14 protein-coding genes are annotated in these 14,129 nt (G+C 31.8%); 8 read left to right on the top strand and 6 right to left on the bottom strand.

The window, feature by feature from the left end:
- Positions 1-7 precede the first annotated feature (7 nt).
- Genes purL through L8U41_RS05630 form a run of 5 tightly spaced genes read left to right on the top strand, consistent with a single transcriptional unit; the run spans position 8 to position 6,520 of the window.
- On the top strand, positions 8-2,185 hold the full coding sequence (gene purL / locus L8U41_RS05650; protein ID WP_263728038.1) for a phosphoribosylformylglycinamidine synthase subunit PurL: 2,178 nt from the start codon (positions 8-10) through the stop codon (positions 2,183-2,185).
- Between the two features lie 2 nt (positions 2,186-2,187).
- Positions 2,188-2,958 (top strand): TerB family tellurite resistance protein, encoded by a 771-nt coding sequence (locus tag L8U41_RS05645; RefSeq protein ID WP_263728037.1) that lies wholly within the window; start codon positions 2,188-2,190, stop codon positions 2,956-2,958.
- Positions 2,955-4,487: a bifunctional phosphoribosylaminoimidazolecarboxamide formyltransferase/IMP cyclohydrolase gene (gene purH / locus L8U41_RS05640; RefSeq protein ID WP_263728036.1), complete on the top strand. Its 1,533-nt coding sequence runs from the start codon at positions 2,955-2,957 to the stop codon at positions 4,485-4,487. Before L8U41_RS05645 ends, purH begins: the two co-directional genes overlap by 4 nt.
- Before the next feature lie 15 nt (positions 4,488-4,502).
- Positions 4,503-6,095, top strand: a complete 1,593-nt coding sequence (locus tag L8U41_RS05635; protein WP_263678856.1) for a methyl-accepting chemotaxis protein — start codon at positions 4,503-4,505, stop codon at positions 6,093-6,095.
- Between the two features lie 11 nt (positions 6,096-6,106).
- Entirely contained in the window at positions 6,107-6,520 is a 414-nt protein-coding gene (locus L8U41_RS05630) for an META domain-containing protein (RefSeq protein WP_263728035.1), read from the top strand.
- A 10-nt stretch (positions 6,521-6,530) separates the two neighbouring features.
- On the opposite strand, the gene pyrF is transcribed toward L8U41_RS05630, so the two are convergent.
- From pyrF to L8U41_RS05600, 6 genes are read right to left on the bottom strand one after another with little or no spacing between them, the layout of a single operon-like run.
- Positions 6,531-7,214 carry an orotidine-5'-phosphate decarboxylase gene (pyrF, locus tag L8U41_RS05625; protein WP_263668565.1) on the bottom strand — a complete coding sequence of 228 codons (684 nt, stop codon included), beginning with the start codon at positions 7,212-7,214 and terminating at the stop codon, positions 6,531-6,533.
- The gene (nusB, locus tag L8U41_RS05620; RefSeq protein WP_263728034.1) at positions 7,211-7,609 is read right to left on the bottom strand and encodes a transcription antitermination factor NusB; all 399 of its coding nucleotides are present in this window, start codon (positions 7,607-7,609) and stop codon (positions 7,211-7,213) included. The genes pyrF and nusB overlap by 4 nt, the downstream gene beginning before the upstream one ends.
- Before the next feature lies 1 nt (position 7,610).
- Positions 7,611-8,081 (bottom strand): 6,7-dimethyl-8-ribityllumazine synthase, encoded by a 471-nt coding sequence (gene ribE / locus L8U41_RS05615; protein ID WP_043019540.1) that lies wholly within the window; start codon positions 8,079-8,081, stop codon positions 7,611-7,613.
- 12 nt (positions 8,082-8,093) lie between these two features.
- Positions 8,094-8,897: a 3-deoxy-8-phosphooctulonate synthase gene (kdsA, locus tag L8U41_RS05610; protein WP_240386734.1), complete on the bottom strand. Its 804-nt coding sequence runs from the start codon at positions 8,895-8,897 to the stop codon at positions 8,094-8,096.
- 21 nt (positions 8,898-8,918) lie between these two features.
- Entirely contained in the window at positions 8,919-10,280 is a 1,362-nt protein-coding gene (locus tag L8U41_RS05605) for a uracil-xanthine permease family protein (RefSeq protein WP_263678849.1), read from the bottom strand.
- Positions 10,270-11,202 (bottom strand): DMT family transporter, encoded by a 933-nt coding sequence (locus L8U41_RS05600; protein WP_263728033.1) that lies wholly within the window; start codon positions 11,200-11,202, stop codon positions 10,270-10,272. The genes L8U41_RS05605 and L8U41_RS05600 overlap by 11 nt, the downstream gene beginning before the upstream one ends.
- Positions 11,203-11,301: 99 nt before the next feature.
- Between L8U41_RS05600 and der the strand changes: the two genes are divergently transcribed.
- The 3 genes from der to trpS are packed head-to-tail and all read left to right on the top strand — an operon-like array spanning position 11,302 to position 14,124.
- Entirely contained in the window at positions 11,302-12,687 is a 1,386-nt protein-coding gene (der, locus tag L8U41_RS05595; protein ID WP_263728032.1) for a ribosome biogenesis GTPase Der, read from the top strand.
- Positions 12,671-13,168, top strand: a complete 498-nt coding sequence (locus L8U41_RS05590) for a shikimate kinase (protein ID WP_263728031.1) — start codon at positions 12,671-12,673, stop codon at positions 13,166-13,168. Before der ends, L8U41_RS05590 begins: the two co-directional genes overlap by 17 nt.
- Entirely contained in the window at positions 13,165-14,124 is a 960-nt protein-coding gene (gene trpS, locus L8U41_RS05585) for a tryptophan--tRNA ligase (protein WP_263702820.1), read from the top strand. Before L8U41_RS05590 ends, trpS begins: the two co-directional genes overlap by 4 nt.
- The last annotated feature ends 5 nt before the right edge of the window (positions 14,125-14,129 follow it).

Here is a 14,129-nt window from a genome sequence, read left to right as displayed (position 1 = left end):
AGAGAAAATGGATAAAGAAATTATAAAACAACACAAAATTAGTGACGAAGAATATCAAGAAATTTTAAATATACTAGGCAGAAAGCCTAATTTACTAGAGCTTGGAGTAATTTCTGCTATGTGGAGCGAGCATTGCTCATATAAATCAAGCAAAAAATACCTTAATGGCTTTCCAACCAAGGCTCCTTGGGTAATCCAAGGTCCTGGTGAAAACGCTGGGGTGATAGATATAGGCAAAGGAATGGCAGCTGTATTTAAAGTAGAAAGTCACAATCACCCAAGCTTTATAGAGCCATTTGCAGGTGCAGCAACAGGTGTGGGCGGAATTTTACGTGATGTTTTTACCATGGGTGCAAGAGTTGTTGCAGGTATGAATTCTTTAAAATTTGGCAACATCCACGATGAAAAAATAGGCAAACATCAAAAATATTTAGTTAAAGGTGTAGTAAGTGGAATTTCACACTATGGTAATTGCATGGGTGTGCCTACTATTGGTGGAGAATGTGCTTTTGATGAATGTTTTAATGGAAATATCTTAGTTAATGCTTTTGCGCTTGGAACTTGCAAAATCGAAGATATTTTTTATGCAAAAGCTGAAGGTATAGGCAATCCTGTAATTTATGTGGGTTCAAAAACTGGTCGCGACGGGCTTGGTGGAGCTGTAATGGCAAGTGATAGCTTTAATGAATCTAGTAAAAGCTTAAGACCAACCGTGCAAATTGGCGATCCATTTGCTGAAAAATTGCTAATGGAGGCTTGTTTAGAACTTTTCAAAACTGATTATATAGTTGGAATTCAAGATATGGGTGCAGCAGGACTTACTTCAAGCTCTTTTGAAATGGCAGGACGCAGTGGTAGCGGTATGAAACTTTATCTTGATAAAACTCCTATGAGAGAAGAAGGTATGACTCCTTATGAGTTAATGCTAAGTGAATCTCAAGAGAGAATGCTAATTTGTGCTAAAAAAGGCTATGAAGAAAAAGTTATTGAAATTTTTAACAAATGGGGGCTTGATGCAGCTATTATAGGCGAAGTTACCGATACTGGCAAAATGGAACTATTTTGGCATGATGAATTAGTTGGCTTAATCCCTATTGAACCACTAAGTGAAAAAGCACCTATACTTGATAGACCTGTATCTAAGCCAAAATACTTAGATGAAATAAAAAGCTATCAATTTAAACTTAACATTCCTACCCAAGAAGCATTTGAAAAACTCCTTGCAGATGAAAATGTTAGCAATAAAGCTTATATTTATGAGCAGTTTGACTCAAGCGTACAAACCAATACTTTAAAAAGTGATGGGGCTTTAGGAGCAAATAGCATTAGAATTAAAGAAAATAACTGCTTACTTTCTATGGCCATTGAGTGTAACTCAAGATTAAACTATGTAAATCCAAAAATCGGTGCAGCAGCAGCTGTTGCAAGTGCAGGAAGAAAAATAGCATGCTCAGGAGCCAGACCTTTAGCAATTAGTGATTGTTTAAATTATGGCAACCCACAAAATCCTGAGGTAATGTGGCAATTTGCACAAGGTTGTGAAGGTATTAAACTAGCTTGTAAAGAACTCAATACACCTGTAGTAAGCGGAAATGTTTCTTTATATAATGAAACCGATGGAGTAAGTATTTTTCCAAGTCCAACCATAGCTTGTGTTGGAGTAAATGAAAAAGCAGAAAATGTTTTAAAATCATATTTTAGTAAAGATACTAGCGCTATTTATCTACTTGGAGAAAGCAAAGGTAGTTTTGGTGGATCTTTAATTGCTAAAGTGCTAGATCAAAAAGTAGCAGGAGAGCTTGAAGATATAGATTTTAACGCGGAATTAAAACTATGGGATTTCCTATTAAAAGCAAACGAAGCAAAATTACTTGATTGTGCTAATAGCATAGGTATAGGTGGTCTTGCTATTACCTTAGCTAAAATGAGTGCAAAGGCAAATTTAGGTATTGAAGTAAAGACTGATTTTGAAGATAAGAGTTTTATTTTCGAAGAAAGTCCAACAAGAGTTATAGTTGGTGTTAAAAATGAAGAAAAATTTATCAAATTTGCAAATGAAATGGGAATTAAATTTACAAAACTTGGAAATTTAACTGAAAAAGATTTCATTTTAGATGATATTAAGATATCTTTAGCAAAACTACAAACAATTTATTTTGATAAATTTAATGAGTATTTAGGATAAAAATGCTTTTTGTTTTACTCGTATTGGCAATTTTGGCATTTTATTGGTATTATAAAACATGGGGTAAAGATGATCTTTTAGGCTCTTTAAAAAAAGGAGCTAAAAGTTTCTCTCAAGGTTTTAAACAAGGCTATCACGAAGAAAGAATTGATGGATTTAAAAGAAGATTAAACTACTATGTTATAGCACTTTTAGCAAAAATAGCAAAAAGTGATGGCAGAGTTAGTGAAAATGAAGCTAATATGATCTCACAAATTCTTGATTACAATGCTAAAGATTCAAGAGAAAGAGAATTTTTAAAACAAAGTTTTAATGAACACAAAAACACCTTAAATGACACCTATGAAGTAGCCAAAGAACTCATCAAGGAAGTACCTTTACCTCAACAAGAAAGAATTAATATATTAAATGTTTTGGTCGCAATGGCCTTGATTGATGGAGAACTTAACAGCACTAAAAAAGATGTATTAAAAGCCATTGTCAAAGCATTTAATCTTGATGTAAATATACTTGAGAGACTTCTAAATTCTATGCAAACTCAAAAGGTAGGTATGAATTTGCAAAAAGCATGCGAGGTCTTAGGTGTAAGCGAAAATGTAAATTTGCAAGAGCTTAAAAAGCGCTATAGAGAACTTGCTAAAAAATATCATCCTGATATTTTAAACGCAAACAACAGCGATGAAGCAAAAATAAAAGAAGGTGTAAAAAAATTTCAAGAAGTTAATGAATCTTATGAATTTTTAAAACAATATATAGAAAGGAAAAATCAATGAAAGCACTAATTAGTGTCAGTGATAAAGAAGGAGTAGTAGAATTTGCTAGTGAGCTTGCAAAATTAGGTTTTGAGCTTTTATCTACTGGAGGCACTTATAAGCTTTTAAAAGAAAATAACCTACAAGTACAAGAAGTTAGTGATTTTACTCAAAGTCCTGAAATGTTTGAAGGACGTGTAAAAACCTTGCACCCAAAAATTCATGGCGGAATTTTATACAAAAGAGAAGATGAAAGCCACCAAAAGCAAGCTAAAGAGTATAATATAGAAAGCATAGACTTACTTTGTGTAAATTTATATCCTTTCAAAAAAACTACAATTTTAACCCAAGATTTTGATGAGATTGTAGAAAATATCGACATTGGTGGTCCTGCTATGATACGCAGTGGCGCAAAAAACTTTAAAAATGTCATTGTAGTTTGTGATATTTTAGATTATGATAAAATCATACAAGCTTTAAAAGATAATACTTTAGATCTTGATTTTAGAAGAGCTTTGATGATCAAAGCTTATGAGCATACAGCAAATTATGATGCTTATATAGCAAATTATATGAACGAGCGTTTTAATGGTGGTTTTGGAGCAAGTAAATTTATTGTAGGTCAAAAAGTGTTTGACACAAGATATGGAGAAAATCCTCACCAAAAAGGTGCTTTATATGAATTTGATGATTTTTTCACACACAATTTTACAACCTTAAAAGGCGAGGCAAGTTTTAACAATCTAACCGATATTAACGCAGCTTTAAATTTAGCAAGTGCTTTTGATAAAGCTCCAGCAGTAGCCATTGTAAAACATGCAAATGCTTGTGGTTTTGCTATAAAAGAAAACTTACTCCAAAGCTATATCCATGCGCTTAAATGCGATACCTTGAGTGCTTATGGAGGAGTTGTAGCTATCAATGGAACCTTAGACAAAGAATTAGCGCAAAAAATCAATGAAATTTATATAGAAGTAATCATTGCAGCAAATGTAGACGATGATGCTTTGGAAGTTTTTAAAGATAAAAAACGTATTAAAATCTTTACACAAAAAGCGCCATTTTTAACTAGAGCTTATGATAAATATGATTTTAAACATATAGATGGTGGTTTTGTATATCAAGATAGCGATGAAGTTAGAGAAGATGAATTAAAAAATGCAGTATTAAAAAGCGAAAGAAAAGCTAATGAACAAGAATTAAAAGATCTTGAAATAGCTATGAAAATTGCTGCATTTACCAAATCAAATAACGTAGTTTATGTAAAAAATGGAGCTATGGTAGCCATTGGTATGGGCATGACAAGTCGTATCGATGCAGCTAAAGCAGCTATTAATAAAGCTAAGGAAATGGGGCTTGATTTAAATGGTTGTGTTTTAGCAAGCGAGGCTTTCTTTCCATTTAGAGATAGCATAGATGAGGCTAGTAAAATAGGTGTAAAGGCCATTATCGAACCAGGTGGAAGCATAAGAGATGAGGATATCATCCAAGCTGCCAATGAATATGGTATTGCATTATATTTTAGCGGTGTAAGACACTTTTTACATTAATACAAGGAGCTTCAAATGTTTAAAAGCATAGGCGCGAAGATATCTTTAGCAATGATTTCTACATTGCTAATTAGTTTTATTATCATGCAAATTATCTTACAAAAAGATTCTCAGCAAACGACCGATAGAATCAGCCGTGCACATTTAGATACCTTAAGTACTTCTGTTTTTCAAACATTAAGAATGGCAATGAATTTAGGTGACCCTGCTATTATAGAACAAGCTATAAAAGATGCTGGAGAAATTGAAGGCATAAAAGATATTAAAATTTATCCTTCAAAGGGCACAATTGAACTTTTTGAAATGCAAAAATATACAAAAAGTGATGAAAGTATCATCAACGAACAATTTAATAAGCCGCAAATACAAGCTGTTGAAATCAATAACAATCAAGGACATTATCTAAGACTTATACGCCCATTAATCGCTAATGAAAGTTGCTTAGCTTGTCATGCTAATGCTAAAGAAGGTGATGTTTTGGGTGTTATGGATATGTATAATGATTTAAAACATGTAGATGATGATTTGGCAAGCTCAGCTAGAACTTATATTATAATCTTTAGCATAGCTTTACTTTTTACTGTTTTTGCTGTGCTTTATATTTTAAAAATAGTTGTGGGTAATCCTGTTTTAGATCTTTTAAAACATGCTAAAGAATTAGCTAGCGGCGATGGAGATTTACGCGCAAGAATCAACATAAAAAGCACTGATGAAATAGGCAAAGCTTGCACCTACATCAACCAATTTATTGAAAAAATTCAAAATGCAGTGATTTCTACTAATGAAAATTCTCAAATGGTAGATAAACAATCTAAGCTTTTAAATACTAATGCACTTGATCTAGCAAATAGAACAAAAGAAGGTCACACAAAAACTGATGAATCTTATCATTTAAGTGAGCAAATTCATACAGAGTTGCAAGATCTTGCTGAGCTTTCAAACAATGCAAATAAAGCCAATACAAAATCTTTTGAAGTTTTAAACACCATGCTTGATTCATTAAATCAGGTAGTAGATAAAGTAAGAGTTGTTGCAGAAAATGAAGATGTTTTATCTCAAAAAGTTGAAGTTATGGAAAAACAAGCAGAAGAGATCAAAAAGGCTTCTGATATGATGGGAGAAATTGCTGATAAAACCAATCTTTTATCATTAAACGCAGGTATTGAAGCTGCACGTGCTGGAGAATTTGGTCGTGGTTTTTCAGTTATCGCTGAAGATGTAAGAAATCTTGCTCAAAGCTCAGAAGAATTTTTAAAAAATATTGCTATTGTCACCAAGCAATTAGTAGATAGTATTAATGAAGTTTCTAAAGAATTAAAACACAATGCTAAAGAAATTAATTCTTTAAACCAAGATGCAAAAGATCTTGTAGAAGGGACCAATGAAGTAAAAGTTTGCAATGAAAACGCAAGAGACTTAGCAAATGCTTGTATGCAAAAAATCTCAAGCACACAAGAAACTTTACAATCTTTACTTGATAAAATGCAAGAAACGGTAAAATTAAGCGATAAAAATGAAGAAATTTCAAAAATTTTGCTTGATGTTGCTCATGAGTTAAATGTAGTTTGTCAAAATTTAGAAGATGAATTAAAACATTTTCATGTATAAGGAGAATAAAAATGAGAAAAATAATCACATTAAGCATAGCAAGTTTAGCTGTTTTTAGTGGGTGTTCTGTGGCAAATTTAAGTGTTGATGATTTACAAAATAAAGAATTTACCATAAGTTCTTATGAAGCAAATGGAAAAAGCTACGAACTTCCTCAAAATACTAAAGCGAGCATTAGTTTTGACAATAAAGACAAAAGGCTTTTTGGAACAGCAGGATGTAATAGATTTTTTGGAAACTATAAAGATCAAGGAAGCAGCATAAAAATAGAAGACAATCTTGCTTCAACAAAAATGCTTTGTGATCAAGAATCTATGAAATTTGAAGACAATTTCCTAAGATACTTTAATGGAGAATTTAAAATCATTAACGATGATGAAGGAATTATTTTAGAAAATAAAAAAATGAAAGTTTATTTAAAATAAGCCTTAAGGCTTATTTTAAATGCTCTAATATATCCTCGCAAATCTTTCTAGGTTCTTTTGCTTTATAAATAGGTCTTCCAACCACAATAAAATCTGACAAATTATCCTTAGCACACTCTATATCAGCTACTCTTTTTTGATCATCTGAATTTTCTTTAAACGGACGAATTCCGGGCGTTAATGTAATAAATTTTGTACTTGTATTTTCTTTTATCAGCAAGCTTTCATATACTGAGCAAACCATACCATCAAGACCACTTTCATAACTAATTTTAGAAAAATCTTTAACAGCTTGTTTAATATCTTGTTTATACACACTAAAAAATTCTTGCTCATCAAAGCTAGTTAAAGCAGATACGGCAAGCACTAAAGGTCTTTTGCTTAAAGCATTTAAGCGCTCCATAATCATACACATAGCACTTTTACCTGCACTTGCATGGATATTAAACATATCTACATCAAGTTTAGCAAGTTCTTCACAAGCATCTGCCATAGTATTTGGTATATCATAAAGCTTTAAATCTAAAAATATTTTAAAATTATCCACTTTTTTAATCGCTTCTAAAAGCTTTACTCCATCTCTTAAATACGATCTAAGCCCTATTTTAACCCAAAGATCTAAACCTTTTAATTCCTTGGCTAAATTTATACACTCATCATAGCTTGCCACGTCAAAAGCCACGCAAAGTTTCATTGTGCTTCCTTGTTGATTTTATCTAATACTCCATTGATAAATTTAGGAGCATTGTCCCCTGCCATTTCTTTTGCAAGCTCTATAGCCTCGTTAATGATAATCGCTTTTTGTATAGAAGTAAATAAAATCTCATAAGCACCTAAACGCAAAATGGCCTTTTCTATACTAGCTACTCCATCTAACTTATGCTCTTTCAAACACTCATTGATTTTCTCATCAAGCAAAGCAAGTTGCTCATTAATGCCATTATATAAATCTAGAGTGAATTTTCTTTGATCATTGCGAATTTTTTTCTCATCTAAAAATTCATTAATAAAATCTTTATTTTCTTGGTTTAGCTGTGCTGCATAAAGCAAAGAAACAATACTTTGTCTTACTTGGTGTCTAGTAGCCATTTTAAGCCTTAATTTTTTGGATTAAATTAAGCATTTCAACTACAGTAAGCATAGCTTCAAAACCTTTATTACCTGCTTTACTACCTGCTCTTTCTATGGCTTGCTCTAAAGTATCAGTTGTTAAAACCCCAAAACTTACAGGCACATTCGCCCCAAGTCCTACACTTGCGATCCCTTTAGTTGTTTCAGCTGCAACATAATCAAAATGTGGAGTGCTGCCACGTATTACCGCTCCAACACAACAAATTCCATCAAATTTTTTACTCTCTATAGCTTGTTTTAATGCAAAAGGAATTTCAAAAGCACCGGGTACTAAAATAAGATTTAAATTTTCTTCTTTACCCCCATGTCTTAAAAAAGCATCTTTAGCACCTTCAACTAAACGATCTGTGATAATATGATTAAATCTTGCATTAATAATTGCAATTTTCTCATCACCTTTTAAACTTAAATTTCCTTCTATTATCTTCATATTTTTCCTTTTTTAAATGATTTCTTGAATTTTTAAAAGTGTATTTACGCAGTTTTTAAGTCTTGAAAGATCAAGCATATTTGGTCCATCACATAAAGCCTTGCAAGGATCAATGTGTGTTTCAAAGAAAAATCCATCTACACCCACACTAGCAGCAGCTCTTGCTAAAGGCTCTACAAATTCACTTTTGCCTCCACTACTTCCACCATTTGCTCCTGGCATTTGCACACTATGAGTAGCATCAAAAACAACCGGAGCATATTTTCTCATGATAACCAAACTTCTCATATCTACAACTAAATTTCCATAACCAAAACTCGAACCTCTCTCAGCTACAAAAACCCCATTTTCTTTGGCTATTTCAAAACCTTCTTCGTTAATGCCTCTAGTTTGTAAAATTTTAGCTACACTGTATTTAATGTCTTCAGGGTTTAAAAATTGCCCCTTTTTTACATTTACCTTAGCTTTTGTTTTAGCAGCAGCCACCAATAAATCAGTTTGCCTGCATAAAAAGGCTGGAATTTGTAAAACATCTACAACCTCAGCCGCAATACTTGCTTGAGAACTCTCATGAATATCAGTTAAAATTTGCATGCCAAATTTGTCTTTAACTTTTTGCAAAATTTCCAAGCCTTTTTCAATGCCTGGACCTCTAAAACTATTAATACTAGTTCTATTTGCTTTATCAAAGCTTGATTTAAAATAAAAATCAATTCTATCATCTTTTAAAAAGCATTCAAGCTCTTGCGCAACCTTAAAAACAAGCTCTTCATTTTCTATCACACAAGGCCCTGCTATTAGTATCATTTTTTTCATCATTTTTTCCTTGTTTTTTTATTATTTTACTTTATTTTTATTATTTTCTTCAAGAGGAAAAACAAAATTTAAAATAATAGCTGTAATCCCACCTGCTGCAATCCCTGAAGAAAATAAAGTTTTAAACCACATTGGCATAAATTCTAAAATATCAGGATTATTAGAAACTCCAAGTCCTATACCCAAACTCATAGCTATGATGATAATAGAACGACGGTTTAAATTTTCTTTAGAGATAATCCTAACCCCCGTTGCAGCTATAGTGCCAAACATCACTAAAGTTGCCCCACCTAAAATAGGTTCTGGAATTTGCAAAGTAATATCAGCCACAATAGGAAATAAACCCAAAATCATCAACATAAAAGCTACAATAAACCCTACATAGCGACTTGCAACACCTGTTAAAGCTATGACACCATTATTTTGCCCAAAACATGAGTTTGGAAAAGTATTAAAAAAGGCCGAAACAAAAGAATTAAAACCATTTGCCAAAACTCCACCTTTTAATCTTTTTGCATAAAGTTCGCCTTTAACTGGCTGATTTGAAACTTCACTAGTAGCACTAATATCACCAATTGTTTCTAAAGAAGTTACCATAAAAACCAAAATCAAAGGTAAAATGAGATTATAATCAATACTCAAACCATAATGCAAAGGATCAGGTAAAAACATTAAAGGTAAATTTTCATTAAAATTAAAGCTAAAATTTTCAAAAGTCATAGCCACTAAAAGCCCTATTATCATAGCTATAAATAAAGAAGAAATTCTTATATATGCATTATTAAAGCGATTTAAAATAATAATGCTAAAAATCACAACTCCGGCTAATAATAAATTTTGTAAAGAACCAAACTCACCACTTGCCTTAGCCGCAAATCCACCTCCTGCACTCACAAGACCAACATTAATCAAACTAAGACCTATAATCATCACTACTATACCTGAAACCAAAGGCGAAATCACTCTTCTAATAAAAGGTAAAATTTGAGAAATAATCATTTCAGTGGTAGAACAAAGCATTAAAGTGCCAAAAATAGCCCCAAGCATTGCTTCTTGTGATAAACCATTATTTTTTAAAACAAGCCCACCTAGTATAATAGGCGCAACAAAGTTAAAACTAGTCCCTTGAATAGATAAAAGTCCACTCCCTATAGGACCCCAAGTTTTAATCTGTAAAAGCGAAGCAACACCTGAAGCAAAAAGCGACATGCATATAATTCTAGCTGTATTAGTATCATCTATTCCAAGACCCTTACAAATTAATAAAGCAGGTGTAATCACAGCCACAAACATAGCCATTAAATGCACCAAAGCAGCAAAAAAAGCTTTAGCAAAAGGCGGTTTATCTTCTAAACCATAAATTAAATCTGTTTTATTTTCCATTTTTATTTCCTTTTGTTTGCTTACTAACCAAAATAATTCCTCCTATAATAATGCTAAAAATTCCTATAAAAACCATCAAACTAGGAAATTCATCTCCTAATAATATGCCCAAAAATAAAGTAAAAACTACATCTATATAACTAACCCCAGCAACAACTCCTGCCTTTTTTGCCACCCCATAAGCTTTGGTAACATGAATTTGATACATTGCTCCAAAAACACCCATTAAAATAATAAAAATCCAAGCTTTAAAACTAGGCATAACAAAAGGAGCAATTAAAAAATCAAGTTCTTTTATTTCATAAAAAGAACCTATAATCATAGACATTAAAGGCATTAAAGTACCAATTAAAACGAAAGATAAAGCTATAAAAGGTGCTGGATATGATTTTCTAAGCTCTCTTACGCTAGTTAGCGCCAAGGCTGCACAAAAACCACTTAAAATTCCCAAAATACTATTTTTCAAATCAAAACCTGAGTGCATAGCACTATCTGCAAAAGGCTGACAAATTAACAATACTCCTATAAAAGCAATCAAAATCCCAAAACAAGCTTTTAATCCCAAGCTTTCTTTAAAAAATAAAAAAGCAATTAAAGCTATAAAAATCGGTGCTGTTTTTTGAAAAGCAAAAGCCCCACCTAAAGAAATATTAGAAACATTATAAAAGAAAAGATATAAAGCAATTGTCCCTATAACACCTCTAAAAATAAGCAAACCCAAACGACCGCCGCTTTTATGAAAATTTAATTTTGAAAGCGCATAAAGCATAAAAGCTGTGCCTATGATATTTCTAAAAAACATAATTTCAATCGATGATAATTCTTCACTAAGAATTTTTGCACAAGCACCTACAAGTGCAAATTCTATGGAAGCAATAATCATAAAATATATACCTAAATTTTTTTTAACTATTCTTAACATATAAATTCCATATAAAAATTCCCGTTATTTTAGTCTTTTTTGCTTAATTTTAAGGCAATTTTTATATAATCACAAATAAAAATTTAAAAATGAGTATTAATGCAAAGTATTATTTTAATAGGAAAACCAAATGTTGGCAAATCAAGTCTTTTTAATAGACTTGCAAGAAAGCGCATAGCTATCACCAGTGACATAAGTGGGACTACAAGAGATACTAACAAAATAGAAGTAGAAATTGATGGTAAAAGAGCCTTATTGATAGATAGTGGCGGACTTGATGAAAGCAATGAGCTTTTTAAAAATGTCAAAGCAAATTCATTAAAAGCTGCTAAAAATAGTGATATTATCTTTTATATGGTGGATGGAAAATTTCTGCCCGATGATGAAGATAAAGCTTTTTTTTATGAAATGAAAAAACTCAACAAACCTATAGCCTTAGTAATTAACAAGGTGGATAATAAAAAAGATGAAGAAAGATCTTGGGAATTTTCTAATTTTGGCGTGAAAGAAGTTTTTAATATCTCTGTTACACATAATATAGGCATTGATGAGCTTTGCATGTGGGCTGGTAAGTTTTTAAATGAAAGTTTTTTAAATGCAGATGAAGAAGAAGACTTTGAAAGTTATTTAGAAAATTTTGATGAAAATAGCGGAGATTTTAAGCTAAAAACTATCAATGAAAATCATATTAAAGTAGGAATTATAGGTAGGGTAAATGTAGGAAAATCAAGTCTTTTAAATGCTTTAGTTAAAGAAGAACGTAGCGTGGTAAGCGATATAGCAGGCACTACAATTGATCCTGTTAATGAAAGCATTATGCATAAAGATAAAATCATTGAGTTTGTAGATACTGCAGGGATTAGAAAACGTGGGAAAATACAAGGCTTGGAACGTTATGCGCTAAATAGAACTGAATATGCCCTAGCTAATGCTCAAATTGCACTTTTAGTGCTTGATGCAGCTGAGGGTTTTAATGAACTTGATGAGCGTATTGCAGGACTTGCTGCCAAGCATTGTCTAGGTGTGATTATTGTGCTTAATAAATGGGATAAAAGCGAGCTTGATTTTGATAAAACTTTAAAAGAATTAAAACTAGATCGTTTTAAATTTCTAGCTTATGCACCCGTTGTAAGCGTATCAGCTTTAAGCGGAAAAAGAGTGCATGTACTTTTAGATAAAATTTTAGAAGTTTTTGCCAATTTTACACAAAAAATTCCAACTGCAAAATTAAATGCTTTAGTAGAAGAAGCTACAAGAGCTCATCCACTACCACATGATTATGGTAAATTAGTAAAAATTTATTATGCGGTTCAATATGACTTAGCACCTCCAAAAATAGCTCTAATTATGAATAGACCAAAAGCTTTGCATTTTAGCTATAAGCGCTATTTGCAAAATCAAATTAGAAAACAATTTAATTTTGAAGGTGTTCCTTTGATTTTAGCTTCAAGAAAAAAAGGTAGCAAAGATGAGCAAGAAGGATAATCTCCTTTTTGTAGGCTTTATGGGCTGCGGCAAAACAACCATAGCAAGAGCTTATGCTAAAAAATACGATAAAATATTTTTAGATACGGATAGCTTAATTAAAGAAAAATTTAATCTTAAAATTGATGAAATTTTTAAAACATATGGTGAAAAAAAATTCCGTAAAGAAGAGAAAAAACTTGTTTCTTTTTTAACTTGTGTGCAAGATTGCTCTATTGCAAGTGGTGGTGGTTTCATAGAACAAAAAAAACTAAAAGACATTGGAGCAATTATATATTTAAAAGCAAGCTTTGATTATCTTTTGCAAAGATTAAACAAGGAAGAATTAGCCACTAGGCCTTTACTTACAAATATAAATAATGCCAAAATTCTTTTTAATCAAAGGGCAAAAAAATATGAAAAAAAAGCAGATATTATAATTAACATTGAAAACAAAAGTATTAAAGAACTTATCAAAGAGATTAAAAAAGAGGTAAAATGAGAGTTATTACAGGATTGCAACCAAGTGGAGATTTACATATAGGCAATTATTTTGGCTCAATCAAACAAATGCTAAATATGCAAGAAGAAAATCAAATGTATATGTTTATAGCAAATTACCATGCTATGACTTCAAGTTTTGATGGTGAAAAACTCAGACAAAATTCACTCAAAGCTGCAGCAGCTTTTTTGAGTTTAGGGATTGATCCGCAAAAAAGCGTGTTTTGGTTGCAAAGTGATGTAAAAGAAGTAATGGAACTTTATTGGATTCTTTCTCAATTTACCCCAATGGGACTTTTAGAAAGAGCGCATAGCTATAAAGATAAAATCGCCAAAGGTTTAAATGCCAACCATGGACTTTTTTCTTACCCTGTTTTAATGGCTGCAGATATTTTGCTTTTTAATGCTCAAATAGTTCCTGTAGGCAAAGATCAAATTCAACACGTTGAAATAGCAAGAGACATAGCCTTAAAAGTAAATAATGAATGGGGTGAAATTTTCACTCTACCTCAAGCTAAGGTTAATGATGAAGTTGCGGTAGTACCTGGCACTGATGGAGCCAAAATGAGCAAATCTTATCAAAATACAATCGATATTTTTAATACACCAAAAGCTATTAAAAAACAAATTTCTTCCATTGTTACAGATAGTACAGCTTTAGAAGATCCAAAAGATTGGCAAAATTGCAATATATTTAAAATCGCAAAATTATTTTTAGACAAAACAGAGCAAGAAGCTTTAAAAAGCCGTTATGAAAAAGGTGGCGAAGGTTATGGGCATTTTAAAATGTATTTAAATGAAATCATTAGTGAGTATTTTGCCTCAGCCAAGGACGAATATGAAAAATTATTAGCTAATCCTTCAAAAATTGAGGAAATTTTAGAATTTGGTGCAAGTAAAGCAAAAAAACAAGCCCAAGAAACAATGGAAAAAATTTATGCTAAAATAGGACTATAAAAGGA

Source organism: Campylobacter sp. RKI_CA19_01116 (assembly GCF_025771405.1).
Classification (GTDB): domain Bacteria; phylum Campylobacterota; class Campylobacteria; order Campylobacterales; family Campylobacteraceae; genus Campylobacter_D.
The sequence above is the reverse complement of the archived record's forward strand: the minus strand, read 5'-3'. Positions and strand labels throughout refer to the sequence as shown.

What these genes read in the sequence shown, in the direction of transcription:
- purL (WP_263728038.1), top strand. Translation starts at nt 8, where the DNA reads ATGGATAAAGAAATTATAAAACAACACAAAATTAGTGACGAAGAATAT.
- L8U41_RS05645 (WP_263728037.1), top strand. Translation starts at nt 2,188, where the DNA reads ATGCTTTTTGTTTTACTCGTATTGGCAATTTTGGCATTTTATTGGTAT.
- purH (WP_263728036.1), top strand. Translation starts at nt 2,955, where the DNA reads ATGAAAGCACTAATTAGTGTCAGTGATAAAGAAGGAGTAGTAGAATTT.
- L8U41_RS05635 (WP_263678856.1), top strand. Translation starts at nt 4,503, where the DNA reads ATGTTTAAAAGCATAGGCGCGAAGATATCTTTAGCAATGATTTCTACA.
- L8U41_RS05630 (WP_263728035.1), top strand. Translation starts at nt 6,107, where the DNA reads ATGAGAAAAATAATCACATTAAGCATAGCAAGTTTAGCTGTTTTTAGT.
- pyrF (WP_263668565.1), bottom strand. Translation starts at nt 7,214, where the DNA reads ATGAAACTTTGCGTGGCTTTTGACGTGGCAAGCTATGATGAGTGTATA.
- nusB (WP_263728034.1), bottom strand. Translation starts at nt 7,609, where the DNA reads ATGGCTACTAGACACCAAGTAAGACAAAGTATTGTTTCTTTGCTTTAT.
- ribE (WP_043019540.1), bottom strand. Translation starts at nt 8,081, where the DNA reads ATGAAGATAATAGAAGGAAATTTAAGTTTAAAAGGTGATGAGAAAATT.
- kdsA (WP_240386734.1), bottom strand. Translation starts at nt 8,897, where the DNA reads ATGAAAAAAATGATACTAATAGCAGGGCCTTGTGTGATAGAAAATGAA.
- L8U41_RS05605 (WP_263678849.1), bottom strand. Translation starts at nt 10,280, where the DNA reads ATGGAAAATAAAACAGATTTAATTTATGGTTTAGAAGATAAACCGCCT.
- L8U41_RS05600 (WP_263728033.1), bottom strand. Translation starts at nt 11,202, where the DNA reads ATGTTAAGAATAGTTAAAAAAAATTTAGGTATATATTTTATGATTATT.
- der (WP_263728032.1), top strand. Translation starts at nt 11,302, where the DNA reads ATGCAAAGTATTATTTTAATAGGAAAACCAAATGTTGGCAAATCAAGT.
- L8U41_RS05590 (WP_263728031.1), top strand. Translation starts at nt 12,671, where the DNA reads ATGAGCAAGAAGGATAATCTCCTTTTTGTAGGCTTTATGGGCTGCGGC.
- trpS (WP_263702820.1), top strand. Translation starts at nt 13,165, where the DNA reads ATGAGAGTTATTACAGGATTGCAACCAAGTGGAGATTTACATATAGGC.